Consider the following 25,488-nt stretch of genomic DNA (forward strand, 5'->3'; position numbering starts at 1 on the left):
GGCTAAGCTTCTTCCTCGAATGACAAATTACGAGGCCAACTGAGCCATTGTCTCCTCATCGACATCAAAATTCGAATAGACGTTTTGAACGTCGTCATCGTCCTCGAGCATGTCGATCAGTTTCATGAGGGTCTGGGCCTTTTCAGGATCAACCGGCGTCAAATTCTGGGGTTTCCAGATGATCTTAGTGGAATCCGCTTCGCCCAGCGCATCTTCAAGAGCCTTTGCAACGTCGTTCAGATCTTCAAAGGCCGTGTAGATCGTGTGCCCGTTTTCGTCCGATTGCACATCTTCGGCACCTGCCTCGATTGCAGCTTCCAGCATGGCCTCAGCCTCACCCGCCTCGGCCTTGTAGACAATCTCGCCAACACGGTCGAACATGAATGACACGGAGCCCGTTTCACCAAGGGAGCCGCCGCATTTGGTGAAGTAAGAGCGAATATTCGATGCGGATCGGTTGCGGTTATCGGTCAGCGCTTCGACCACGATTGCAACGCCTGCAGGCCCGTAGCCCTCATAGCGGATCTCTTCATAGCTCTCGGCATCACCAGCCTGCGACTTGTTGATCGCCCGCTGAATATTGTCCTTTGGCATCGACTGTGCCTTGGCATTTTGAACCGCAAGGCGCAGCCGCGGATTTGCGTCCGGATCCGGGTCGCCCATTTTGGCTGCGACAGTAATTTCCTTGGACAGTTTAGAGAACATCTTCGACCGGGCCGCGTCCTGGCGTCCTTTGCGGTGCATGATGTTCTTGAATTTTGAATGGCCTGCCATGGCTCGTCTCGGCTCTCAGTCGGATTGCTTTGAAGAAAACTGCGGTGCTTATAGGCAAGTTACCAGGGAAAATCCAGTTCCGTGAAGACCTCTGTCTGTTGGCTGGCTTATGACCAGAACGGTGGCAGCACGGGCTCAAGCCGGCCGCCAATGCGCACAGGGGCAACTTTTTCGGCCAAACCTGTCCGGTCATTCGTCTCAAGCGCAACGCCGCAGATTGTTGCCTCCCCGCCGGCCGGCGTAAAGCGTGAGCCTGGGATCTTGCGCTGAAACCGATTGACCGGCTCTTCCTTGTCCATTCCCAGAACGCTGTCATAGTCCCCGCACATACCTGCATCGGACAGATAGGCGGTGCCGCCTTCCAGAATTTGGTGATCGGCAGTTGGAACATGGGTATGGGTTCCGACCACGAGGCTCACGCGCCCATCGAGAAAATGCCCCATGGCCTGCTTTTCGCTGGTGGCTTCGGCATGCATGTCGACGATAATCGCATCCGCGACCTCGCCCAGCGGACACTCCCCAACGACCTTATCGATCGCAGCAAAGGGGTCATCCAGAGCATCCATATAGACGCGCCCCATCACGTTTGCGACCATGACCTGCGCACCATTCCGCGCAGTGTAAAGATGCGCCCCCCGTCCGGGAGTACCGGCCGGGTAGTTGACTGGCCGAAGCAATCTATCCTGGCGTTCGATGTAGACTAGAGTATCGCGCTGATCCCACACGTGATTGCCGGTTGTGACAACATCGGCGCCTGCGTCAAGAACATCTTGGAGAATGGCTTCTGTAATGCCAAACCCTGAGGCCGCGTTTTCGCCGTTTACGATAACAAAATCGATCTGATTGGTTTCCACGAGATCCGGAAGTTGCTCAATCACAGCTGTCCGGCCCACACGGCCGACCAGATCGCCAAGAAACAGTATCCGCATAAACCCTCGCTCAACCCTGCCGGTCTACGGTTCGTATGACCCGAACGCCCGGTATCCTTTTTCAGTCAAAATGCCATCAAGCGGTTTGTCATGCGCTTCAACCGGCACCCGGTCAACCTCCTGAACGGCAAATGCGAGACCGATACACAAGAGCGGGCCGTTTTTTTCAAGCGCAGCGATAGCTGTATCATAGTGCCCCTTGCCGTAACCGATACGGTTTCCAAGGCGATCAAACCCTGCCAACGGCATCAGGAGCGCATCTGGTTGGATCTCCGGTGCATCAGCCCCGGGCGCGAGCGTGCCAAAGCCCGCCGGTTCCAGTGCTGTACCGCGGTCAAGTGTGCGAAAAATCAGATGCGGGTCAGCGACAACCGGCAAACAAAGCCTAAAGCCGCTCTGGCGTAAGCCATCCATCAACGGCCTGGGATCAATCTCATCGCGAATTGGCCAAAACCCCGCAACGACAGCTCCGGGTGGCAGCGGCAATGCATCCGCGTGATCTGCCAGTTCCAGCGACTTCTCGATCCGCTCAACTTCCGGTAAAGACTTCCGGCGCGAAAGGGCAAGCTTACGCAACTCGTGTTTTTGGCTGGCAAGAGAAAGGGAATCGGTCATGGACCTGGAGCCTGTGAACAGGATTTCGCGACACAGCCTTATCGAATGGCTGGAGAGGGTGCAGCCGGCCGACCGTTGGATCTGCAATCCCGGAGAACCTACAGAGTAGGTGGGCGCCGTATGCAACGGACCACGGCCCAGCGCAGGGACAGCTCCCGAAGGAATGCGTAAGGCCCCGGGGATAATGTTCCTGACGTATCGGCCAGCCACAACACCGGCATATAATCAAGCAAGCCCTGATTTACCAGAGGGTTCTTACAAAGTGCTCTCGCACCAAACCGCTACGGCCAGCCCCTAGGAAGACGTCTCCGGTGATTTCAAACTCTTGCTCAGCCCCTCAGCAAGGCTTTCGATCCGCACGGCTGCCGTGTTGATTGCTTTCGACAGTTCCTGATCATTGTGGCTCATAGCGTCGAGCGCGTGCACCTGCTGTGCCTTGGCGTCTTTCAACTCCGCTTCCAAACGGGCAACACGCCGCTCCATTTCAGAGAGCTGGTCGGTCGCCATGATGCCCGCCATCACCGTCAGGCGCTGATCACCAATTTCGCCGAACGCGCCCTTCAACTCTCCAATCCAGCCGTCAAAACGCGCGGCCAGCCCCATCAGACGCTCTTCCTCGCCGTCATCGCACGCCATGCGGAAGGACTTGCCGTTGATCGTGACCGTGATTTGCGCCATTGCTGCTCAGCCCCCATGCGCGTCAAGGACGCTGCGAATTGTTTCCATTGCGGACACGAGGCGGCGCGAAACATCCTTGTTCGCTTCTTCCAAACGCGATGCGCGTGCTTCGCTCTCATCAAGGGAAGCCGCCAATTGCGATCTGTCTTCTCCAAGGCGCTGAAGATCGTCCTGCAGGGAAATCAGGGACCGGTCCGCATCGAGGCGTCTTTGGACCGCACTCTCAAGGCCACTCACAGCGGCGTTTAACCGTTTTACGGCATCGGCAAGACTGGTCCGCTCTGTGCAATCGACATCCGCCATTTTTTATCGTTGTCCCAATACCCTTTTTGCGGCGGCCCGCTTGTTTGGTCGAAGTGTCTCCCGGGATTGAAAACGAAGCACTTCAACGGCTTCCCTCTCCCGCAAGAGAATGCATTCAACAGCAATTTTTCTGCGGAATATGCTCAATAGCGAAAAGCAAAGTCCCTGTCAGGGCCAAGAGCTTAGGCGCCGCATCTTTGCGCAGTCAATGCATCATTGGCAGAATCCTCAGCTCTATAACCCGCAAAACGAGTTTTTTGTTCCTGAAACGTTGCGAGGTCCCTTTATTGACTCGCTGCTTGTTCCTGATATTTGTCTGGCGCCTATTTCGGACCACCAAAAGCAGGGTGACGGAGTAGAACACTGGAACTCATTTCATAAAGACCTCGCCGGTGGTCAGGACTGGCCAGGAAATCCGCAGCAAGCAACGGGATAACAATGACCGATCTTGAAAAACACCAGCGCATGGCAAACGCGATCCGCTTTCTCGCGGTTGACGCCGTTGAACAGGCGAAATCCGGCCACCCCGGCTTGCCGATGGGCACCGCTGACATTGCGACTGTGCTGTTCACGGAATTTCTGAAATTTGACCCGACCGCGCCGTACTGGGCGGACCGCGACCGCTTTGTGCTGTCCGCAGGTCACGGGTCCATGCTGCTTTACAGCCTGCTGTATCTTCTGGGCTACGAAGACTTTTCTCTCGAAGAGTTGAAAAACTTCCGTCAGCTTGGCGCGCGGACGGCTGGCCACCCGGAATTCGGTCATGGGGCCGGCATCGAAACGACAACGGGCCCACTTGGTCAGGGCCTCGGCAACGCTGTTGGAATGGCAATTGCCGAACGGCTGCAGGCCGAGCGGTTCGGAACCGAGCTGGTTGACCACTACACATACGTTCTGGCCGGCGACGGCTGCTTGATGGAAGGTATCAGCCAGGAAGCCTTGACACTTGCAGGGCACTTAAAGCTGAACAAACTCATCGTAATCTGGGATGATAACGGCATTTCCATCGATGGCCGTGTCGATCTCACTGACAGCACCGATCAACAGGCTCGTTTCGCCGCGTCCGGCTGGAACACGCTGACGGTCGACGGCCATGACCCGAACAGCATCGCAGCCGCCATCCGGCAGGCTCAGGCGAGTGACAAGCCGACCCTGATCGCCGCAAAAACGACGATCGGATTCGGCGCTCCGACAAAAGCTGGAACGCAAAAGGTTCATGGCGCGCCGCTTGGCGCAGAGGAAATCGCGGGCACCCGCGAAGCATTGAATTGGCCTCATGAGCCGTTCGAGATCCCAAGTGATGTTTTGGATGCCTGGCGCATTGCCGGTCTGCAGTCCGCTCACGCCCACAAGGATTGGCAGAAACGGTTTGCCGATGCGGACGCCGAACTCCGGGCGGAATTCGAGCGCCGGAACAGAGGCGATTTGCCGGCCGCCTTTACCCAAGCCGTGCTCGATTACAAAAAACAGCTTGCCGAAGACCAGCCGACCATGGCGAGCCGCAAGGCATCTGAGGCTGTCTTGGGTGTCATCAACGAAGTAATTCCGGAAACAATTGGCGGCTCTGCCGATCTAACCGGGTCGAACAACACGAAAACAGCCCAGACGGCTGCGGTAACACCGACCGATTTTTCCGGCCGGTACATCCATTGGGGCATCCGCGAACACGGAATGGCCGCGGCCATGAATGGGATGGCCCTTCATGGGGGACTGATTCCCTATTCTGGCGGATTTCTGATCTTCTCCGATTACTGCCGGCCTTCGTTGCGGCTTGCAGCGCTGATGGGGCAGCGGGTCATCCATGTGATGACACACGATTCCATCGGGCTGGGAGAAGATGGCCCGACGCACCAGCCTGTGGAACACTTCGCCGCCCTGCGTGCAATTCCCAACATGGTGTTCTTCCGCCCGGCAGACATCACAGAAACGCTTGAATGCTGGCAACTGGCCCTTGAGCACAAGGACGGTCCGTCCATCCTTGCACTGACCCGTCAAAACCTGCCGTCGGTCCGCAAGACCTATGAAGAACAGAACTTGTGTTCTAAGGGCGCATACGCACTGATCGACAGTGATGATGAAGCTGCTGTCACACTGTTCGCCAGCGGTTCTGAAGTCGAGATTGCGGTGGAAGCCCATGCGGAATTGAAGGAAGCCGGGATCTCTGCGCGCGTCATCTCAGTTCCCTCCTTTGAGCTGTTCGAATTGCAGTCGGAAGACTACAAGAATGCTGTAATTGGCACATCGCCCGTAAAAATTGCGGTAGAAGCCGGCATCCGCATGGGCTGGGACCGCTTCATTGGAAATGACGGACTTTTTGTCGGCATGTCGGGCTTTGGCGCCAGCGCGCCGTACAAGGAGCTTTACGAGCATTTCGGCATCACAAAAGAGGCCGTGGTCTCTGCGGTGAAAGAAAAGCTCGGCGCTTAAGCCAGATCAATTCCCGGCAACGATCCTTCCTCCATATGTTGCCGGGCCCCGAGCGCCTCAATGCGCTCATCACTGCGCCTATCACGATAGGTTCAAAAGTGGCGTTCGTTCCCGGAGCGCCGGAAATGCGGGAGTAGAATATGGTTACCAAGGTAGCAATCAATGGCTTCGGGCGGATCGGCCGGAACGTTTTGCGGGCAATCGTTGAGTCCGGGCGTACCGACGTCGAAGTTGTTGCAATCAACGACCTCGGCCCGGTTGAAACAAACGCGCATCTTCTGCGCTACGACTCAGTTCATGGCCGCTTCCCGGCGGAAGTCTCTGTCGACGGTGACACAATCACTGTAGGTGGCGGCAAGCCGATCAAGGTCACTGCAATCCGCGATCCAAAGGATCTGCCTTGGGGCGAGCTGGGTGTTGAAATCGCAATGGAGTGCACCGGCATTTTCACGTCGAAAGAAAAAGCCTTTGCACATCTTGAAGCTGGCGCCAAACGGGTTCTGGTATCTGCACCGGCCACCGGCGCAGACAAGACCATCGTTTATGGTGTCAACACCGATGCCCTCACGGCTGAGGATGTTGTCGTTTCAAATGCCTCGTGCACCACGAACTGCCTCGCCCCGGTCGCCTATGTGCTTGATCAGGCTGTAGGGATCGAAAAAGGCTTCATGACCACGATCCACTCCTACACGGGTGATCAGCCAACTCTCGACACCATGCACAAGGACCTTTACCGGGCCCGCGCCGCAGCCATGTCGATGATCCCAACCTCAACAGGTGCCGCAAAGGCCGTTGGCCTGGTTCTGCCCGAGTTGAACGGAAAGCTGGATGGCGTTGCGATCCGTGTTCCAACTCCGAACGTTTCGGTTGTCGATCTCAACTTCATCGCTAAGCGCGAAACATCTGTCGAAGAGATCAATGCCGCGATTAAAGAGGCAGCGGACGGCAAGCTGAAGGGGATCCTTGGTTACACGGATGACAAGCTGGTATCCATGGACTTCAATCATGATTCCCATTCTTCCGTGTTTCACACCGATCAAACCAAGGTTATGGACGGCACATTTGTTCGTATCCTGACTTGGTACGACAACGAATGGGGTTTCTCCAACCGTATGGCCGACACTGCTGTTGCGATGGCAAAGCTGATTTGATGGCGGCGCTGACACGCCTTTGATCAAAGGTTGTCCGGCGGATGCGGCTTGCCGCATCCGCCTTTTTTGATTTTGATTTTCTTGGGGGTATTCTTGCTCGAACTTCTTACGGTTGTTTCGCTTACGGTTGTCGTTGCCGTTGTTCCCGGACCCGATTTCGCGGTTGTTTTGAGGAACGCTCTGATCGGGGGACGCTTGGCGGGCATCATGACCGCACTCGGCATTGCCCTGGCACTGGGCGTTCATGTCACCTATGCACTTGCCGGGATAGGTTTGATCGTGTCCCAGTCCATATTTCTGTTTAACACACTCAAGCTGATCGGTGCGGCCTATCTGATTTTTCTAGGTGTGACGATGTACCGGACAGCGTCCAAGGACATGCCAGCGGATTGCAAGGTTGGCGGAATGGCCCCGTTGAGGGCGCTCCGCTGGGGATTTTTCACCAATGTGACAAACCCAAAGGCAACCATGTTCGCCTTGAGCGTCTTTCTCCAGGTGACGTCACCCGCAACGCCCTTGTGGACGCAAATCGGCTACGGCGTCATTATGGCTGGCGGCGTCTTCTTGTGGTTTGTACTTGTGACGCTGTTCTTCACCCTGCCGTCGGTTCGTCTTCAGTTCATGCGCGCGAAACTCTGGATGGAACGTTCCTTCGGCGTTTTGCTGACGCTTTTCGGCATCGGAATTGCCGTTTCAACCAACTCCTCCCGTCCTTGATTACAGGTGTTCCAGATGACATTCAAAACTCTCAACGATCTTGGTGACCCTAGCGGCCAGCGCGTCCTTGTCCGCGTTGACCTGAACGTTCCGATGGACGGCACGAAAGTCACGGACACGACCCGCATAGAAAGGGTCCTTCCAACCATCAGGGAGCTGTCGGAGAAAGGCGCAAAAGTCATCCTGCTCGCGCACTTCGGACGGCCCAAAGGCGCCCGGGTCTCCGAAATGTCCCTGGCCCCTGTCGCCCCGGCGGTATCGGATCTTCTCGGGAAGCCGGTTTCCTTTGCGGACGATTGCATCGGCGAAATGGCAAAGTCAGCCATTTCCAAAATGCAGAACGGGGATGTACTGCTTTTGGAAAACACCCGTTTCCATGCGGGCGAAGAGAAGAACGATCCGGATTTCGCAAAGGCTTTGGCAGAAAATGGCGATGTTTATGTAAACGATGCTTTTTCCGCAGCCCATCGCGCCCATGGCTCCACCGAAGGCATCGCAAGGTTGCTGCCATCCTATGCCGGCCGGACCATGCAAGCCGAACTCGAGGCACTTTCTTCAGCTCTCGGCACCCCCGTTCGTCCGGTGCTGGCCGTTGTCGGTGGCGCGAAGGTCTCTTCAAAAATCGACCTTCTTGAGAACCTTGTCAGCAAAGTCGACATGCTGGTGATCGGCGGTGGAATGGCCAACACATTCCTGGCTGCAAAAGGCATCAATGTTGGCAAGTCGTTGTGCGAACACGACCTTGCAGATACCGCCCGCAAAATCATGGCGGCCGCGGAAAAGGCAAACTGCGAGATTGTCCTGCCCGTGGATGCGGTGGTGGCGAAAGAGTTCAAAGCCGGCGCCGCCAATGAAACGGTTGATCTTACAGCCATTCCCGCTGACGGGATGATCCTCGACGTGGGTGCTGCTTCAATCGAAACCGTGAAGTCAAAAATCGACGGCGCAAAAACGCTTGTCTGGAATGGTCCGCTTGGGGCTTTTGAGATCGAACCATTCGATACGGCGACCGTTGCCGCTGCAAAACATGCGGCAGAAAACACCAAGTCAGGCAAACTGAACTCTGTCGCCGGCGGTGGAGACACCGTCGCAGCGTTGAACCATGCGTCTGCTGCTGAGAGTTTTTCTTATGTCTCAACTGCGGGCGGTGCATTTTTAGAGTGGCTCGAAGGCAAGGAACTCCCCGGGGTTAAAGCCTTGGAAGCTTGATCCTAAAAGGGGAGCTCGAAGCATGAAGCGCAGTTTTCCGAATATTCTAACCGAGGAGGTCGCGGTCACCGCGGCCTTCTACAAAGACCTTCTTGGTCTGACGGAACAGTTTTCATCGGAATGGTTCGTCAATCTGGTTGATCCTGACAATAGCGGTATAGAACTCGGCATATTGAGGCAAAGCCATGAGATCGTTCCAGTTGCACCCCGGCACGCGCCGGCTGGCATCATTCTGACATTCGTCGTTGAGAACTGCGATCTCGTTTATGAACGTGCGCAGGCCATGAAAGCGGATGTATTGGAGGCGCCTAAAAACATGCCCTATGGACAAAGGCGTCTGATCTTGAAAGATCCGGCAGGTACGATCATTGACATAAGCTCCCTCATAAAATGAGGAGATACGAAACGGACCGATTATTTAATTCGCAGAACGAATTAAATAAAGCCGATGATAATCATTCATGTCATTGTATTTAAATTGATTTAGGCGATTGGCGGCCTCTTCCCATCAATGGAATTCTTGATAGAACCACCGAGGATTGACGCACCGCAATACCGGATACTTGGTTTCACGTTAACGTTCGCGATCAAACCGCGACACCTGCTTCTTGGGAGAACTTCATGGCCCGAATTACCCTCCGCCAGCTCTTGGACCATGCAGCGGAACACGATTACGGCGTTCCAGCGTTCAACATCAACAACATGGAGCAGGCGCTGGCAATCATGGCTGCCGCAGACCAGACGGATTCCCCAGTCATCATCCAGGCATCACGTGGTGCGCGGGCTTATGCCCAAGACGTCATGCTGAAACACATGATGGATGCAGTTTGCGAAATCTATACGCATATTCCGGTCTGCGTGCATCTGGATCACGGCAATGCGCCGGCCACCTGCATGACCGCAATTCAGTCGGGTTTCACGTCCGTCATGATGGATGGCTCGCTTGAAGCTGACGGCAAGACCCCCGCTGACTGGGCTTACAATGTCGGTGTGACGAAAACAGTCACCGATATGGCTCATCTCGGAGGTATTTCGGTCGAAGGTGAGCTCGGCGTCCTAGGGTCTTTGGAAACGGGCATGGGCGACAAGGAAGACGGTCACGGCGCCGAAGGTAAGCTCAGTCAGGATCAATTGCTTACCGACCCGGAAGAAGCGGTAAAGTTTGTTCAAGAAACAAAAGTCGATGCGCTGGCCATTGCTATGGGCACCAGCCATGGTGCCTATAAGTTCACACGCCAGCCGGATGGTGACATTTTGGCAATGCACGTCATCGAGGAAATTCACCGGCGCCTGCCCGACACCCATTTGGTTATGCATGGGTCCTCATCCGTCCCGCAGGATCTTCAGGACATCATCAACCAGTACGGTGGGGAAATGCCGCAGACCTGGGGCGTCCCGGTCGAGGAAATTCAGCGTGGCATTAAAAACGGTGTCCGCAAGATCAACATCGACACCGATAACCGAATGGCAATGACCGGTCAGATCCGCAAGGTCCTGAGCGAGAACCCGGGTGAATTTGATCCGCGCAAGTATCTGAAGCCAGCGCGCGAAGCCATGCAAAAGCTGTGTGTCGCCCGGCTCGAGGCCTTCAACACAGCCGGTCAGGCGTCAAAAATCAAAAAGATTGTAACGCTTGCCGACATGGCGGCCCGTTACAGTGATGGTAGCCTCGATCCTAAAATCGGGTAACCTGTGCCTGCGATAAGGCAGAACTTCATTCACTTTCTCGAAAGAGGGGCCTTGCGTCCCTCTTTTGCCGTCTTTACGGACAAGAACCCAATTCCAGTACTGGTCCAAAGACCGCATCTTCAGGATTAAGCCCACGTGAACCGCCCGCGCCTCTTTCTCGTAACGCCGCCCAGCTTTGACACGAGCTCCCTTGCAGACAAGCTGCGGCTAGCGTTTCGCGGTGGAGATATTGCCTGTGTCCTGATTTACATGCCGGACGCGAACACCAAAGACATTCAGGCCGCTGCCCAAGCCCTGGTACCCATCATTCAAGAAGGCGGAGCCGCGGCGCTGGTCTATCGGGACACTCAGGCGGCTGGGCGCAGTGGCGCGGACGGTGTGCACGTTGACACCTCCCTTGAGGACGTGAAACTTGCTGTCGAAAGCTTTCAGCCGGACAGAATTGTTGGAACCGGTGGGACCAAGCAAAAACATGATTCCATGGAATGGGCCGAAACTGGTGTTGACTACATCTTTTTCGGAAAATTGGATCTGGACGAAAAGCCGGACGCGCACGCCAAGACCATAAACTCAGCTTCCTGGTGGGCCGAGCTCTTTGAAACACCTTGTGTCGCAATGGCAGGCCAGAGCCTGGAAAGTGTTGAAGAAGCAGCCGGAACGGGGGCGGACTTCGTCGCTATAAAGGATGCCGCCTGGCAGGCGCCCGGAGGGATCGACGAAGTGGTCGCAAACGCTAACCGCATACTGGAGAAGTATCCATTTCCCGACGCCGATTGAAAATTTCAGAAGCTGGAGCCGCAGTCATGGAACTTAAAGGCCAGCAGGTCTTGAAGCAGGCCGCTATGGGTGCGTCTTGTGCCCTATCGGCTCTTGTGTTGGCAGCAGGACAGGCAAATGCGCAGGTGGCGCCTTCAGGAGAGGCTGGCGATGCGCCCGCAGCCGCTGTGTCTGAAGCGCCCCTGGTTCGGGACTACACCACAACTGACAAAACTCTCAAAAGCATTGTCGATGTGGGCCCGCCACGTCTTTCAGATGGAGAACAGGCGACCGCTGTGACAGCCTATTCGGCTTTCCAGCGGGGGTGGTACTTGACTGCTCTTGCGATTGCCACACCGCTTGCCGAACAAAATGATGTCGCAGCTCAAGCGCTGCTTGGTGTATTGCACGAAGCAGGGCTCGGAATAAGGCAGGACAAAGCCAAGGCCGCGGACTGGTACTCACTTGCAGCGGCAAGCGGCGACAATGGTTCGGCGCTTCAGCTTGCGCAGCTCTACCTTGCCGGAGATGGGGTGGATGAGAACAAGAGCCGCGCAGCCGACCTTTTCGAGCAGGCCGCGCAAACCGAAAATGCGTCGGCCTTGTACAATCTCGCGATCATCTACCAGGAAGGCGAAGGGCGGCCGTTTAATGAGCAAAAAGCCCGTGATCTTCTGGTCGAGGCAGCCCAGCTGAACGACCCGGAAGCCCAATATGCCCTCGCCCTCTCCTTCCTGGAGGTTCAAGGCGATGAAACCGATGCGCGGAAAGGCGCCTTCTGGATGGGACGCGCAGCGCGCCGGGGCCATTCTTCGGCACAAGTTTACTACGGCATCCTGCGGTTTCAGGGCAAAGGGGTCGAGCCGGATCGGGAAGAAGCTGCAGACTGGTTTGAACGGGCCGCCCGCGCGGGAAACCCTGTGGGCATGAACCGGCTTGCCCGGATTTATGCTTATGGCGAAGGGCGGGCACAGAACAATACGGCAGCTGCTGGTTGGCACTTGATAGCCAGGACACTCGGAGTTTCAGACCGGACGCTTGATGGCCTGGTTGGAACACTGGATGATGAAACTCTGGCAAACGCCCAGAAGCTGGCCCAGCAATACTCGACCACACTGATGGCCCCAACCGCGAACCCGGCGAGAGAATCACCGTAATCCTTGCGATTGACATGTGATTGGGAGCCTTTGCCGCCTTTTTTCCTTGATAACAGCTTGGTTTTGTGGTGGACAGGCGCCAGCAAACACTGCGTGCCGGCTTAGACGGCCTCCGCATTGCTTAGATCCAAACAACTTGTGAAGTCGGTCGTTCCATGAAAATCAACGGAAACGAAATCAAGCCGGGCAACGTGCTCCAGCATCAAGACACCCTGTGGGCCGTCGTAAAGGTCCAGCACGTTAAGCCGGGAAAAGGTGGCGCGTTCGCTCAGGTTGAAATGAAAAACCTTATCGACGGCCGCAAACTGAACGAGCGTTTTCGCTCCGAAGACAAGGTCGAGCGGGTTCGTCTTGAACAAAAAGACTTTCAGTATCTCTTCACCCAGGAAGACATGCTGGTATTCATGGACACCGAGACATACGAACAGCTGGAGCTGCAAGCCGATTTCGTCGGCGACCGCGCCGCGTTCCTCCAAGATGGCATGATGGTCACTGTCGAGCTTCACGAAGAGCGCCCGATTGGCATCACGCTGCCTCAGCACGTCACCCTCGAAATCAGTGAGGCTGACGCTGTAGTCAAGGGTCAAACGCAGTCCTCGTCCTACAAGCCGGCTCTTATGGAGAACGGTGTTCGCGTCATGGTTCCCCCGTTCATCACCGCCGGCGAAAAAATCATCGTCGACACCGGGACATTGGAATATGTCCGGCGCGCGGACTGACTTTTTAACGGTACTCAAATGTTGGTGCGCCATGGAAACCGGGCCGCACCTGGAAAGTAAGTGTTCTTAAATGGCTCGCACAGCTCTTCTCAATGTCATGGTTCAGGCCGCGATCAAAGCAGGCCGAAGCCTCGTCCGTGACTTCGGTGAAGTGGAAAATCTTCAGGTATCCCGCAAGGGTCCGGGGGACTTTGTCTCCGCCGCGGACCGCAAAGCTGAAGAGATCGTGCGCTCCGAACTGACCAAGGCCCGGCCGACATTTGGTCTCGTGATGGAAGAAAGCGGTGTCATCGATGGTACCGACGGCCAGCACCGCTGGCACATTGATCCGTTGGACGGCACCACCAATTTCCTGCACGGCATCCCGATGTTTGCGACATCCATCGCATTGGAGCGCAATGGGGAAATTGTCGCCGGTGTAATCTACAACCCCGTGATGGACGAGCTTTACACGGCCGAACGGGGCCGCGGCGCCTATTTGAACGACCGGCGGCTTCGCGTTGCCGGCCGCACCGAGCTTCCTGAAATGGTGTTTGCAACCGGCTTGCCCTTTATCGGTCACGGAGACCATGGCCGCAGCCTTCGGGAACTACGCTACATCATGCCTGAGGTTGCAGGTATTCGCCGGGCCGGTGCCGCCGCCCTTGACCTGGCATGGACTGCCTCCGGCCGCTTGGACGGGTATTGGGAGCGCAATCTGAATTCCTGGGATATTGCGGCTGGACTTTTGATGGTCAAAGAGGCCGGCGGCTTTGTCAGTGACCTTGACGGCAAGAACAAGATGCTGGACAGCGGCGACGTTGTTGTCGGCAACGAAGTCGCTCACAAACACCTTCTGGCGCTTTTGAAAAAAGCAGCGGTCACAGACTAGGGTCTTAGCGTCAAGACCGGATCCTGCCGGGTTCTTTGCATGTGAAAACACGGTAGGGAACGTCTGGTAATTTCCACCTTTCCAGACATATTCCGGCTTATCGCCGGATAAGAGGTTTCCAAGCCGTTAAAAATCACGCTATCAATCTGTTACCCCTTAAACAGGTGACAGATAGCGCATATGGCACGTGAATTTGATCCCTACAGCCTGTCCAGCCCGAGGGCGTATTTAACATTCATGATCATCTTTCTGGTGATCGTCGCCTTCATTGCCTTCATTCTATTTCCGCAGATTTCAACAGCGTTTATGAGCAATCCGGGTCTGAACGGATTGATCGTCATGGTCGGCGCATTTGGTGTGCTTCTGCTGTTCGGGCGAGTTATCCGGCTCTTCCCCGAAATCAGCTGGGTCAACAGTTTCCGCATAGGCGATCCCGCGCTGGACACCCGCTCACCCGTACTACTTGCCCCAATGGCCGCCCTTCTGGGCAACAAGGCCGGCGACATGGCGCTGACGCCGACAACCGCACGGTCAATCCTTGATTCCATTGGTATGCGCCTCGAGGAATCGCGTGAGATGTCGCGGTACCTGACCGGCCTATTGGTTTTTTTGGGACTCCTCGGGACCTTCTGGGGCCTTTTGCAGACAGTCAGTTCTGTTGGAGCCACAATTCAGTCCTTGGACGTTGGCTCCGGCGACGCCAATGTGATTTTCGAGGATCTGAAAGCCGGACTGGAAGCACCGCTATCGGGCATGGGCACGGCCTTTTCATCCTCCCTGTTCGGATTGACCGGTTCCTTGGTGCTCGGTTTTCTCGACCTGCAGGCCGGCCAGGCGCAAAACCGTTTCTACACCGAACTGGAAGACTGGCTTTCAACCGTTACTGATATCGATCCGGAAGATGGCGGCTTTGGCGCGGCCGATTCGCCCGGCGTGGAACAAATCCAGACATCAATCTCGGCCCTGCAGAAATCGGTTGAAGAAGGCGGCAGCAAGAATGCCGCCCAGGCGATGGCCAATCTGGCAGAGGGCATTCAGGGTCTCGTCAAACATGTCCGGTCGGAACAGCAAATGATGCGGGATTGGGCAGAAGCACAGGGTGAACAGCAAAAGCGCATTGAAGCCTTGCTGTCCTCCATCGCAGCTGCGTTTGACCGGGCGAAGGAGTAGCGGGAATGGCCGGAGGATTGCGCGCGCGCCGCAGAGGCCAATCCACGGATTATTGGCCCGGCTTTGTCGATGCGATGGCCACATTGCTGCTGGTCATCATATTCCTGCTGTCGATTTTCATGCTGGCGCAATTCTTTCTCTCGCAGCAATTGTCCGGGCGCGACACCGTCCTCAACCGCCTGAATGCGCAGATCAGCGAACTTACCGAGCTGCTTGCGCTGGAACGTGCCAGTTCCGGCGAACTTGAGGATACAATTTCAGGACTTCAGGCAAGCCTTGGCGCAGCGGAAGCCGAACAGCAGCGTCTACTCGGGCTGTTGGATAGCAGCTCAGGCGAGGCAGATGCCGCAGGCGGCCGCGCAGCCCGGCTGGAAAACATGCTGGATGAGGAACGGCAAGTGAGCCAGCAGGCCTTGGCCCAAGTCGAACTTCTCAATCAGCAAATCGCAGCGCTCAGGCGGCAGATTGCAGCCGCAAATGCGGCCTTGGAGGCCTCAGAAGCAAAAGAGGCCGAAAGCCAGGCAAAAATCGCCAGCCTCGGGCGCCGCCTCAATGCCGCCTTGGTTCAGCGGGTTCAGGAACTGTCGCGCTACAGATCAGACTTCTTTGGCCGGTTGCGTGAAATCCTGTCCCAAAGGTCGGATATTTCCGTCGTTGGGGACCGCTTCGTCTTCCAGTCTGAAGTCTTGTTTGATTCCGGATCCGAAGACATCAACCCTGCCGGACAGCAGGAACTCGACAAGCTGGCAGAAGCCATTCTGGAGCTCAGCGTCCAGATCCCGGATGAGATCAATTGGGTCTTGAGAGTTGACGGTCACACGGATGCAAGGCCGCTTTCCGGCACAGGCCGCCTTCGCAACAACTGGGAGCTCTCAGCCGCACGCGCCATATCGGTAGTCCGCTATCTCATCGAGCAGGGTGTTGACCCGCGGCGCTTGGTTGCTGCCGGGTTTGGTGAATTCCAACCGCTTGAAGAGGGTGAAACACCCGACGCTCTTGCGCGGAACCGGCGGATCGAGCTGAAATTGACCGAACGTTAAACAGAAAGCCCCTCATCGCTTGATGAAACGAAAACTGCCTCTCGGCAATTTCTCAGGAGACAGACTTGCTCAAAGGTCGCTGTGACTGCGGAAAAGTCCGGTTCGAAGTTCCAAAGGTTCGAAATACGGTCACGGTTTGTCATTGCGGACAATGCCGCCGTGCGAGCGGGCATGCCTGGGCATCGACGCATGCCCCCTATGACAGTTTGAGCTTCACGGCGGATGATGGCCTGACCTGGTATGAATCATCTGATTTCGCCAAACGCGGCTTTTGCAAGTTTTGTGGATGCAGCCTGTTTTACCGCATGAATACCGAAGACGGCATAGGCATCGCAGCCGGGTGTCTGGAAAGTCCGACCGGACTTAAAATTGGCAAACACATCTTTGTCAAAGACAAGGGTGACTATTATGACATCACCGGCGACGCCCCTCAGCTCCAGAAACTCTAAGTAACATCTGCACCTAACCTAAGGTCAGGGACTGTTACAGCTTCCACCCCGCGCATTTCCTCACCTTAGAGGACAAAAAACCACCGGCTGATGCTTCAACCGGTGGCTTCAGAACTGCCGCTGGAGCAGGCGTTTAAGACTTGTTCGAGCTGTCGTCGTCCGTTTCGTCGCCGCCTTCTGATTCTTTCGGAGAGCTCAGATTTGCGAACACGGCGTCGACATCGATCTCCTCTTCTTCCTCGCGCTGGATCGGCTTGCTTGTATCAAGCGAGAAAGCAGCGGCGATTGCATCGTCACTGGTGCTCTCATCGACGGACATAAGGGTGTTTTCAGCCTCTCCGGCCGCTGGTAGAGGAGCATTCTTCGCCGCCTTTTCGACTTCCATATCCAACTCCAACTGGCTGCAAAGTCCAAGTGTGACGGGATCAGACGGTGTCAAATTGGCGGAATTCCAGTGCGTCCGGTCGCGAATAGCTGCGATGGTCGGCTTTGTTGTCCCAACCAGCCGCATGATCTGGGCATCTTTCAACTCCGGGTGGTTGCGCACCAACCACAAAATTGCGTTCGGCCGGTCCTGACGGCGGGACACCGGAGTATAGCGCGGCCCTTTCCGTTTGGATTCGGGAACAACAACTTTCGAGCCCTGCAGCTTCAGCTGATAGTTCGGGTCGTTTTGAGCCTTTTCGACTTCTTCACGCGTCAGCTGACCAGTTAGGATCGGATCAAGACCTTTAATGCCCTGAGCAGCTTCGCCGTCCGCAATCGCCTTCACCTCAAGCGGATGAAGTTTGCAGAAGCTTGCGATCTGAGTGAAGCTCAGCGCGGTGTTGTCCACGAGCCAGACAGCGGTTGCCTTCGGCATAAGCGGCGTGTTCGCCATCGGTCAAATTCCTCCTGTGTGCTCTCTCGCCCGGCAGGGCGAAAAAGCGATGTACCATTCAAGATTAATGGGAAGTTGCCTGAATATAGTCCGAACGCAGTCCAAACGCAAACATCCGCGACAGAAACCTTGGCTGAAGGCAACGGGGCAGTCACGTTTCGAACGTCAGCACGATTTTCCCGATATGGCTTGAACTCTCCATGCGTTCATGAGCCTTGGCCGAATCTTGAAATGGAAAAGTCGAATCCATGACGGGGCGTATCTGCCCGTCCCCGACCTTCGGCCATACAGTGTCCAGCAATTGGGCCGCAATCCGGTCTTTGAAAGCAACGCTGCGTGGCCTCAGAGTAGTCCCGGTATGGGTTAAGCGCTTCACCATGAGGCGGGAAAAATTGACCTTGTCGGAGACACCATTGAGTGTCGCAATCTGGCAGACCCGTCCTTCTATTGCTGCAGCTTTCCAGTTCCGCTCAACATAGTCGCCCCCAACCATGTCAAGAATGACGTCAACACCCTGTCCATTGGTAATTTCCAGGATTTCCTTTTCAAACACCTGGTTGCGGTAATTGATGACATGGTCCGCGCCCAGCTTTTTGACGGCGTCTGCTTTGGCATCGGATCCCACGGTCGTGAACACTTGCGCACCGAAGGTTTTGGCAAGCTGGATCGCCGTTGTTCCTATCCCGGACGACCCGCCATGAACGAGAAACGTTTCACCTGCCTTCAAGCCGCACCTGTCGAACACATTCGCCCAGACCGTAAAGAACGTTTCCGGCAATGCTGCGGCTTCAACAATGGACAGGTTACCAGGGACGGGTAAAGCATGTCCGGCCGGCACTTTACAAAACTCTGCATAACCGCCACCCGGGGCCAGAGCTGTTACCAGTGCGCCAGGTTGGTACCGGTCAACATCCGGCGCAACGCTGACAACTTCACCGGCGACCTCAAGCCCCGGCAGGTCTGACGCCCCTTTTGGTGGAGGATAAGCCCCTGCCCGCTGAAGCACATCAGGACGATTAACGCCCGCAGCCTGAACTCTGATCAGGATTTCCCCGCTCTCAAGTTCTGGCAGAGGCCGTTTTTCCAATTTTAGGACTTCCGGCCCTCCGGGTTCCGAAATCGCAATCGCAGACATTTCTTGCGGCAGATTTTGCATGGCGGCCTTTCTTCGCGGTTCATTTTGACACACTAGTCACAGTATCCTAAGCCAGATAGACGCAAGCATAAGGCGGCAAAGGCAAGGCAAAACTGCTGCAGAGCCGGATGTGCAACGAGTGCTTAACACGTGATTGGGAGTGTTGACATGGGCCTGTTCGATGAAGATGTCCCCAAAAAATCCCCATTTGAAACAATTTCGGTGGGCGATAATCTCGAACGCCTGTCCGAAGATGAACTCGCCGAGCGGATTAAGGCTCTTAAGGGTGAGATCGAAAGGACACAGGCAGCCCTCGAACAACGTGGCAATATTCGCAATGCCGCAGACGCGTTTTTCAAAAAATAGATGTGATATTTCTTACATTTACTAGAGAGATAAACAGCTTCCCGTCAAACTCTAGGGCAGCCAAATAGGTAAAAATTTAATCGTTTACCAGTCATTAATCTTTCTAAAATATAAACAGAGGCATCCAGTCATCTGGATTGAGTGGCTCTAATCCACTCTGTTTGACGCCTCCCTGTTAATGACTTCAGAGCCGCTGCTTGCGGCTCTTTTTTTTGCTTCAAACCAATAGTAAGGTGACGGCATCTGGTTAACGGCCGTTAACGAATTGCATCTGGCACGCCCTTTGCTGAGTTACCGGTACACCAGAGCGAAAGGTCCCAAAATAAGACACCTGAACCGGAGTGAGACACTTTGACAGGATGTCGGGACCCACAAGCTCTGAACCGGCAGTATTAGCGAGGCGTAGCAGTCCTATGACCGAAGAAATCAAATCAGCAAGCCGCCCTGTGAGCGCTGTGCACATTGCGCACCACCTTGCAAGCTCGGACAATTTCCAGAGCCTGTTTCAGGAAGGCATGTCTTTAGTTGAAGAGACTGCAATGTATCTGGACGGTGACGGCCGCGAGGAAGCCAAGCTTCTTGAACGCCCTGCTTCGCTTGCCTATGCCACAGAATCAATGCGGCTGACGACACGGCTCATGCAGCTTGCATCCTGGCTGCTTCTTCAGCGCGCGGTGAATGAAGGCGAGATGTCACGCGAGCAAGCCGGCAACGACAAGAACAAGGTGCGTCTCGACAAACTGAGCAGTGCAACCGGCGGATCGGCCTGGCAAGACCTGCCGCAAACCCTGCGCGATTTGATTGAACGCTCAACGCGGCTGCAGGAACGCATCGTCCACCTCGACAAGATGCTTTACCGGGTCGAAGAAGAGCAAGCCGAGCAAGCAGGAAACGACAATCCGGTCGCCTCTCAGCTCAACAAGTTGAATGCCGCGTTCGGCAACATCCGATAAAGAAATGCGCTTATGACGCTTGAGAGGCCGCCTGCATAAGGCGGCCTTTTTCATTTAGCCAGCGCCAACAAAAAACCCGGCCATCGGCCGGGTTTTCTCGTTTGCTTTCCGATTTTCCTAACAGCTTAAGAGCCGAGAAAACCAGCAAATTTGTTCTTGAAGCGAGACACGCGGCCGCCGCGGTCCATCAGCTGGGTGTTGCCACCCGTCCATGCTGGATGGGACGAAGGATCGATGTCGAGCTGAAGAGTGTCACCTTCTGCCCCATAAGTGGAGCGGGTGGTGAACTCGGTACCATCGGTCATAACGACTTTGATGGTGTGGTAATCGGGATGGATATCCGCTTTCATGGCCTGTCCTTTCAAGCGCTTCCAGCACGCCTATTTGTGAAACGGGCAAGGACAACGCAAACGAAATAAAGGGCCGCCAATCCGGTTGCAGACGCCGCCCTTAGAAACATGAGGCGGGGATATACCCTAAGGCAGCGGCTGAAACAAGAGGTCGGCGGTGCTTTTTACAAACAGGAATAGCTCCCCGTCCCGCAATAACTCGAAAGCCACTCTGATGTCAGATCCGTTACACACCGATCCCTGAGTTTTTCAGACAAGTCCTTCGAGGAAAATCTGGTGGATCAGGCGGAAATTCGCTGCCGGATTTGAAAAGGATTGGCACCGCTCCCTCACCTGATTATGTAGGCACTCAACCAAAAAAACCCAAAGAGCAAAATTCCAAAACAATGACGACGGACAAAACCAACCGAAGCCAGAAGTCTCTTCGTCCGCTGATCCGGCTACTGCCCTACATCACGCGCCACAAGCTGATGGTTTCAGCGGCGGTAGTTGCATTGTTTTCGGCGGCAATCATTACACTCATTCTACCGGCGGCGGTTCGCCGTATGATCGACTTCGGCTTTGGTGCCGACGATCCTGCCTTGGTGAACTCTTATTTCAGTGTTCTGATTGGGGTCGTTTGTGCGCTGGCTTTGGCGAGCTCGGTGCGATACTTCCTCGTGATGTGGATCGGTGAACGGGTGGTGGCCGATGTCCGCTCAGATGTCTTTGCGCACATGACGTATCTCAGCGCAAGTTTCTATGACAGCGCGAAATCAGGCGAGATACTCTCGCGTTTGACAGCCGATACGACCCAGATCAAGTCGGCCTTCGGTGCCAGTGCCTCACTTGCCATGCGCAACTTGATCATGTTTGCCGGTGCGAGCGTAATGATGGTCGTGACAAGCCCGCGCCTCTCAATCATCGTTTTGGCTGCAATTCCGGTGATTTTGGTTCCCGTGCTCGGCTTCGGCCGTCAGGTCCGGAAACGATCCAGGTTCGCACAGGACACGCTGGCTGACGCGTCCGCCTACGCGGGTGAGATGCTGGGTTCCGTGCGCACCCTTCAGGCCTTTACCTATGAAGCACTCAGCGCTGGAAAGTACGGCCGGGCCGTCGAAACGGCCTTTCAAGCCGCCCGCAAGGCCATCGTGGCGCGGGCAGCGTTGACCGGCTTCGCCATCATCGTCATTGGGAGCAGTATCGTTGCCGTTCTCTGGATTGGCGCAAGCGATGTTTTTGCAGGGCGGATCACAGGCGGGGAACTGAGCCAATTCCTTCTTTACTCGATCCTGGCGGCAGGTTCGCTGGCAGCTCTTTCCGAAGTCTGGGGAGAGCTTTCACAAGCAGCGGGCGCCGCCGAGCGCCTTTCGGAACTTCTGAATGTCGCGCCCGAAATTGCTGCCCCTGCGCAGCCAAAAACGCTGCCGGACACCGCCAGAGGTGAAATCATCTTTGACAACGTCTCTTTTTCGTACCGCAACAGCAGCACGCTTCCCGTGGTGGAAAACTTCGCGTTGACCATTTCACCTGGTGAAACCGTTGCGGTTGTGGGACCATCTGGTGCTGGCAAATCGACGCTCTTTAGCCTGTTGATGCGCTACTACGATCCGGTTGATGGACAGATCCGTTTCGATGGTGTGGCCCTTCCCGATTTCGACCCGCAGGACCTGCGCCGCCACATAGCGCTTGTTCCTCAAGATACTGTCGTTTTCGGGGCGTCCATCGCGGAAAACATCGGCTATGGCAAACCGGAGGCGAGCAGAGCCGAAATAGAGGCTGCGGCAAAAGCAGCGCTTGCTGCAGACTTTATTGAAGCCATGCCTGAGGGATACGACACAATCGTCGGCGAGCGGGGCATCACCTTATCCGGTGGGCAACGCCAACGAATTGCGATTGCTCGCGCTGTTTTGAAAAGCGCTCCGGTCCTCCTGCTCGACGAAGCCACAAGCGCCCTGGACGCCGAAAGCGAAAGCCTTGTTCAACAGGCACTCGACAGCTTGATGAAGGGCCGGACCACACTTGTCATTGCGCACCGCCTTGCAACAGTGCTGAAGGCCGACAGAATTGTCGTGATGGATCAGGGAAAGATTGTGGAGTCAGGCACCCACGACGCGCTGAGCAAGGCCGATGGGCTTTACGCAAAGCTCGCCAGGCTTCAATTCGGTGCGGACAAAAAAAACGGGATGTCTTGAGACACCCCGCTTCGTCTTGTCTGCTTTGCAGAACCAGTTAGTCACCGTCGGGAACCGCAACCGTGTAATTCAGCGGGAGGCGCCCGCCATCTGCAAAAATCGTCTGCCCGGTGACATAGCTCGCATCCTGGGATGCAAGGAAAGCGGCCACACTGGCAATTTCAGACGGCTCACCAATACGCAGCATCGGAGTCCGGGACATGATCCGGTTTTTCGCCGCCGGGTCGCTATTCACCGATGATAGCATCTCCGTCATGATCGAGCCCGGACCGATCGCGTTTACGCGAATGCCATGAGGCGCAAGCGCGAGCGCGGTCGTCTTGGTGAGCTGCGTCATGCCACCTTTGGAAACGCAGTAAGGGATCTGATTCGGGATGGCGACCACCGAATTGATCGACGACATATTGATGATACAGCCAGGGGATCCGCCTGCCTCGACCTGCTCGACCATGTGACGGGCTACCGCCTGCGAACACAGGAAGGCTCCCTTCAGGTTGATCGAGAGGACGCGATCAAAATCATCTTCTTCCAGTTCCAAAAAGTCCGCGCCCACGACAACTCCGGCGTTGTTTACCAGAATATCGATATCCTTGAAGGCGTTCAGTGTTTCCGCAACGAGGTTACGGACATCCAGCCGCTGCGCCACATTGCAATGCACATACATCGCATCACCAAGGCTCTGAAGATCCTTCACAGCCTCTTCGCCCGCCTGATCATCAACATCGGCAATGACAACTTTCGCGCCATCCATGACAAAGCGCTTGGCAACTGCAAATCCGATTCCGCGCGCAGCACCCGTAACAATGGCGACCTTGTTTTCCAAAGACACGTTCAAAACCCCACGGCAAACTATCTGACCTGCCACGAATAACACGTGGGCCGCATTGCGGCGGGGAGACCATAGGCGCGGAAAACCGGCATGTCGATGGATGTTCTCCACATGCCGTTAGGACACATTTGTTTCCTAAGCCGAAATGCCGTGGGATTTCAAAGCTTCGGTGATCTCGTCCAAAATCGCCGGGTCGTCGATCGTTGCGGGCATCTTGTAAGTTTCCCCATCTGCAATCTGACGCATCGTTCCGCGCAAGATTTTACCGGAACGGGTTTTCGGCAACCGGTCGACGGTGATCGCAATCTTGAAGGCGGCGACCGGCCCAATACGCTCCCGGACCAGTTTCACAAGTTCTTTCTCGATGTCCTCATGAGCGCGCTCCACACCGGCTTTCAAAACCACAAACCCGCATGGCAATTGACCTTTAAGCTTGTCGGCGATCCCGATCACGGCACATTCGGCCACATCCGGATGGGTCGCCAGCACTTCCTCCATGCCACCAGTCGATAGCCGGTGCCCGGCGACATTGATGATATCGTCGGTCCGCGCCATGATCGACAGATATCCATCATCGTCGATTACTCCGGCATCAGCCGTTTTGTAGTAGCCGGGAAACTCGGCCAGATAAGAATCAAAGAACCGCTTGTCGGCATTCCAAAGGGTCGGGAATGTACCGGGCGGAAGCGGCAACTTAACTACGATATTTCCCAGTGTATTTGGCCCAAGCGGGTGGCCGGCATCATCGAGGACCTGAACGTCATAGCCCGGCATCGGAACCGTTGGCGATCCCGGTTTCACCGGCAATGATCCGAGCCCAAGCGGGTTGCCGACAATGCACCAGCCGGTCTCCGTCTGCCACCAGTGATCAATCACAGGGACCTGCAGCTGATCGATTGCCCAGTTGACAGTCTCTGGATCCGCCCGCTCGCCAGCCAGGAAAAGCGAGCGGTAAGTCGACAGATCGTACTGCTTGATGAGTTCGCCCTTCGGGTCCTCCTTGCGGATGGCCCGGAACGCGGTGGGCGCCGTGAAAAGCGAAACAACGTTGTGCTCCGAGATGACGCGCCAGAACACGCCTGCGTCCGGTGTTCCAACGGGTTTGCCTTCGAAGAGAATCGTTGTGCAACCATGCAAAAGCGGCGCATAGCAAATGTAGGAATGACCAACGACCCAGCCGACATCGGAGGCTGCCCAAAAGACTTCTCCCGGTTGCACGTCATATAGGTTCGACATGGTCCATTTCAGAGCAACCATATGGCCGCCATTGTCACGCACCACGCCTTTCGGCTGGCCGGTCGTACCCGAGGTATAAAGGACATAAAGCGGATCCGTCGCCTTCACGGGCACCGGGGACACTTTCCTCCCAGCGGCGACAGCATCTGCCTGCAAGGCACCCAGATCGTGATCGCGTCCGTCCTGCAGCTCAGCTTTTTGTTCCTCGCGTTGAACAACCAGCACACTGTCCGGCTTATGCTTGGAAAGCTCTATAGCCTGGTCAATCAGCGGCTTGTAGGCAATCACCCGGCCAGGCTCGATACCGCAAGATGCAGCGATAATGGTTTTTGGCGTCGCATCGTCGATCCGGGTCGCCAGTTCGTTTGCCGCGAAACCACCAAACACGACCGAATGAACGACCCCGAGCCTTGCACAAGCAAGCATCGCCATGACCGCTTGCGGGATCATCGGCATGTAAATGATGGCCCGGTCACCCTTGGATAGGCCCTGATCCTGAAGGACGGCCGCAAACCCTTCCACTTCTTCCAGGAGCTCCGCGTAAGTGAAGGTTTGCTTCCGCCCCGTGATCGGGCTGTCATAGATCAGCGCTGGCTGCCCCGGGCGTCCGCGCTCGACATGTCTGTCGAGGCAGTTGTAGCACGTATTGCATTCCCAATCGGGGAACCAGCGTCCATACTGCCCTTGATCCGGATCAAATATCTTGTCCGACGTCGCCACCCAGTCGATCTCAGAGGCGGCAGACTTCCAAAAACCGAGCGGATCTTCCTTCCAGCCCTTATAGACGTCATGATAACGGCTTGCCATGCATCGTCCTCCCAAACTCGCAGCGGCGCTTTCGCCTACAGTGGTGCATGCGGCGGCGCAAAAGCAAGTGTCACTGCTTAGGCAATTAGATTATCGGGTCTTTA

27 protein-coding genes and 1 other RNA gene are annotated in these 25,488 nt (G+C 55.8%); 17 read left to right on the forward strand and 11 right to left on the reverse strand.

Annotation, left to right across the window (positions count from 1 at the left end; genetic code table 11):
- Window positions 1-27: 27 nt before the first annotated feature.
- The 6 genes from E1180_RS14795 to E1180_RS14820 form a co-directional block, all read right to left on the reverse strand.
- Window positions 28-774 (reverse strand): YebC/PmpR family DNA-binding transcriptional regulator, encoded by a 747-nt coding sequence (locus E1180_RS14795; protein ID WP_155191990.1) that lies wholly within the window; start codon window positions 772-774, stop codon window positions 28-30.
- 107 nt (window positions 775-881) lie between these two features.
- Entirely contained in the window at window positions 882-1,703 is an 822-nt protein-coding gene (locus E1180_RS14800) for a TIGR00282 family metallophosphoesterase (RefSeq protein WP_155191991.1), read from the reverse strand.
- 24 nt (window positions 1,704-1,727) lie between these two features.
- The gene (locus E1180_RS14805) at window positions 1,728-2,318 is read right to left on the reverse strand and encodes a 5-formyltetrahydrofolate cyclo-ligase (protein WP_155191992.1); all 591 of its coding nucleotides are present in this window, start codon (window positions 2,316-2,318) and stop codon (window positions 1,728-1,730) included.
- 57 nt (window positions 2,319-2,375) lie between these two features.
- A non-coding RNA gene (ssrS, locus tag E1180_RS14810) (6S RNA) lies at window positions 2,376-2,530 on the reverse strand.
- Window positions 2,531-2,612: 82 nt separating this feature from the next.
- The gene (locus E1180_RS14815) at window positions 2,613-2,996 is read right to left on the reverse strand and encodes a cell division protein ZapA (protein WP_155191993.1); all 384 of its coding nucleotides are present in this window, start codon (window positions 2,994-2,996) and stop codon (window positions 2,613-2,615) included.
- 6 nt (window positions 2,997-3,002) lie between these two features.
- A complete protein-coding gene (locus E1180_RS14820) occupies window positions 3,003-3,299 on the reverse strand; it encodes a DUF4164 domain-containing protein (RefSeq protein WP_155191994.1) in 297 nt (98 codons plus the stop codon).
- A 109-nt stretch (window positions 3,300-3,408) separates the two neighbouring features.
- On the opposite strand from E1180_RS14820, the gene E1180_RS14825 reads away from it, so the two are divergent.
- From E1180_RS14825 to E1180_RS14890, 14 genes are all read left to right on the forward strand, one after another.
- The gene (locus E1180_RS14825) at window positions 3,409-3,735 is read left to right on the forward strand and encodes a hypothetical protein (protein ID WP_155191995.1); all 327 of its coding nucleotides are present in this window, start codon (window positions 3,409-3,411) and stop codon (window positions 3,733-3,735) included.
- 2 nt (window positions 3,736-3,737) lie between these two features.
- A complete protein-coding gene (gene tkt, locus E1180_RS14830; protein WP_155191996.1) occupies window positions 3,738-5,726 on the forward strand; it encodes a transketolase in 1,989 nt (662 codons plus the stop codon).
- 140 nt (window positions 5,727-5,866) lie between these two features.
- Window positions 5,867-6,877, forward strand: a complete 1,011-nt coding sequence (gene gap / locus E1180_RS14835) for a type I glyceraldehyde-3-phosphate dehydrogenase (RefSeq protein ID WP_155191997.1) — start codon at window positions 5,867-5,869, stop codon at window positions 6,875-6,877.
- Between the two features lie 93 nt (window positions 6,878-6,970).
- The gene (locus E1180_RS14840) at window positions 6,971-7,594 is read left to right on the forward strand and encodes a LysE family transporter (protein ID WP_155191998.1); all 624 of its coding nucleotides are present in this window, start codon (window positions 6,971-6,973) and stop codon (window positions 7,592-7,594) included.
- 15 nt (window positions 7,595-7,609) lie between these two features.
- Complete coding sequence (locus tag E1180_RS14845; RefSeq protein ID WP_155191999.1) at window positions 7,610-8,803, forward strand: phosphoglycerate kinase; 1,194 nt, start codon at window positions 7,610-7,612, stop codon at window positions 8,801-8,803.
- A 22-nt stretch (window positions 8,804-8,825) separates the two neighbouring features.
- Window positions 8,826-9,197, forward strand: a complete 372-nt coding sequence (locus E1180_RS14850) for a VOC family protein (RefSeq protein ID WP_155192000.1) — start codon at window positions 8,826-8,828, stop codon at window positions 9,195-9,197.
- Between the two features lie 227 nt (window positions 9,198-9,424).
- Window positions 9,425-10,492: a class II fructose-bisphosphate aldolase gene (gene fba, locus E1180_RS14855; RefSeq protein ID WP_155192001.1), complete on the forward strand. Its 1,068-nt coding sequence runs from the start codon at window positions 9,425-9,427 to the stop codon at window positions 10,490-10,492.
- 135 nt (window positions 10,493-10,627) lie between these two features.
- Complete coding sequence (locus tag E1180_RS14860) at window positions 10,628-11,269, forward strand: thiamine phosphate synthase (protein ID WP_208997161.1); 642 nt, start codon at window positions 10,628-10,630, stop codon at window positions 11,267-11,269.
- A 26-nt stretch (window positions 11,270-11,295) separates the two neighbouring features.
- Complete coding sequence (locus E1180_RS14865) at window positions 11,296-12,405, forward strand: tetratricopeptide repeat protein (protein WP_155192002.1); 1,110 nt, start codon at window positions 11,296-11,298, stop codon at window positions 12,403-12,405.
- 155 nt (window positions 12,406-12,560) lie between these two features.
- Window positions 12,561-13,124 carry an elongation factor P gene (efp, locus tag E1180_RS14870; protein WP_155192003.1) on the forward strand — a complete coding sequence of 188 codons (564 nt, stop codon included), beginning with the start codon at window positions 12,561-12,563 and terminating at the stop codon, window positions 13,122-13,124.
- Between the two features lie 70 nt (window positions 13,125-13,194).
- Window positions 13,195-13,995, forward strand: a complete 801-nt coding sequence (locus tag E1180_RS14875) for an inositol monophosphatase family protein (RefSeq protein ID WP_155192004.1) — start codon at window positions 13,195-13,197, stop codon at window positions 13,993-13,995.
- 180 nt (window positions 13,996-14,175) lie between these two features.
- Window positions 14,176-15,165: a flagellar motor protein MotA gene (locus E1180_RS14880; RefSeq protein WP_155192005.1), complete on the forward strand. Its 990-nt coding sequence runs from the start codon at window positions 14,176-14,178 to the stop codon at window positions 15,163-15,165.
- A gap of 5 nt (window positions 15,166-15,170) precedes the next feature.
- A complete protein-coding gene (locus E1180_RS14885; protein WP_155192006.1) occupies window positions 15,171-16,205 on the forward strand; it encodes a peptidoglycan -binding protein in 1,035 nt (344 codons plus the stop codon).
- A gap of 65 nt (window positions 16,206-16,270) precedes the next feature.
- The gene (locus E1180_RS14890) at window positions 16,271-16,654 is read left to right on the forward strand and encodes a GFA family protein (RefSeq protein WP_155192007.1); all 384 of its coding nucleotides are present in this window, start codon (window positions 16,271-16,273) and stop codon (window positions 16,652-16,654) included.
- A gap of 133 nt (window positions 16,655-16,787) precedes the next feature.
- Here the strand turns inward: E1180_RS14890 and E1180_RS14895 are convergent, their stop codons facing one another.
- Both E1180_RS14895 and E1180_RS14900 read right to left on the reverse strand, forming a co-directional pair.
- Window positions 16,788-17,534 carry a DUF1013 domain-containing protein gene (locus E1180_RS14895; RefSeq protein WP_155192008.1) on the reverse strand — a complete coding sequence of 249 codons (747 nt, stop codon included), beginning with the start codon at window positions 17,532-17,534 and terminating at the stop codon, window positions 16,788-16,790.
- Between the two features lie 151 nt (window positions 17,535-17,685).
- Window positions 17,686-18,690 (reverse strand): NAD(P)H-quinone oxidoreductase, encoded by a 1,005-nt coding sequence (locus tag E1180_RS14900; protein ID WP_155192009.1) that lies wholly within the window; start codon window positions 18,688-18,690, stop codon window positions 17,686-17,688.
- A 147-nt stretch (window positions 18,691-18,837) separates the two neighbouring features.
- Between E1180_RS14900 and E1180_RS14905 the strand changes: the two genes are divergently transcribed.
- Together E1180_RS14905 and rcdA are read left to right on the forward strand one after the other, a co-directional pair.
- Window positions 18,838-19,035 carry a DUF1192 domain-containing protein gene (locus E1180_RS14905; protein WP_155192010.1) on the forward strand — a complete coding sequence of 66 codons (198 nt, stop codon included), beginning with the start codon at window positions 18,838-18,840 and terminating at the stop codon, window positions 19,033-19,035.
- Window positions 19,036-19,448: 413 nt separating this feature from the next.
- On the forward strand, window positions 19,449-19,988 hold the full coding sequence (rcdA, locus tag E1180_RS14910) for a protease adaptor protein RcdA (RefSeq protein WP_155192011.1): 540 nt from the start codon (window positions 19,449-19,451) through the stop codon (window positions 19,986-19,988).
- A gap of 125 nt (window positions 19,989-20,113) precedes the next feature.
- Here the strand turns inward: rcdA and rpmE are convergent, their stop codons facing one another.
- Window positions 20,114-20,338 carry a 50S ribosomal protein L31 gene (gene rpmE / locus E1180_RS14915; RefSeq protein WP_155192012.1) on the reverse strand — a complete coding sequence of 75 codons (225 nt, stop codon included), beginning with the start codon at window positions 20,336-20,338 and terminating at the stop codon, window positions 20,114-20,116.
- A 386-nt stretch (window positions 20,339-20,724) separates the two neighbouring features.
- Here rpmE and E1180_RS14920 point away from each other — a divergent pair, with 386 nt between their 5' ends.
- Window positions 20,725-22,512, forward strand: a complete 1,788-nt coding sequence (locus tag E1180_RS14920; RefSeq protein ID WP_155192013.1) for an ABC transporter transmembrane domain-containing protein — start codon at window positions 20,725-20,727, stop codon at window positions 22,510-22,512.
- A 37-nt stretch (window positions 22,513-22,549) separates the two neighbouring features.
- Here the strand turns inward: E1180_RS14920 and E1180_RS14925 are convergent, their stop codons facing one another.
- Both E1180_RS14925 and E1180_RS14930 read right to left on the reverse strand, forming a co-directional pair.
- Window positions 22,550-23,341 carry an SDR family NAD(P)-dependent oxidoreductase gene (locus tag E1180_RS14925; RefSeq protein WP_283404422.1) on the reverse strand — a complete coding sequence of 264 codons (792 nt, stop codon included), beginning with the start codon at window positions 23,339-23,341 and terminating at the stop codon, window positions 22,550-22,552.
- Window positions 23,342-23,476: 135 nt separating this feature from the next.
- Window positions 23,477-25,384, reverse strand: coding sequence for a propionyl-CoA synthetase (locus E1180_RS14930; RefSeq protein ID WP_155192014.1), 1,908 nt, complete (start codon window positions 25,382-25,384; stop codon window positions 23,477-23,479).
- Window positions 25,385-25,488: the final 104 nt, after the last annotated feature.

Origin of the sequence: Roseibium denhamense (assembly GCF_009711415.1) — a bacterium.
In the GTDB taxonomy this organism is placed as follows: domain Bacteria; phylum Pseudomonadota; class Alphaproteobacteria; order Rhizobiales; family Stappiaceae; genus Roseibium; species Roseibium denhamense.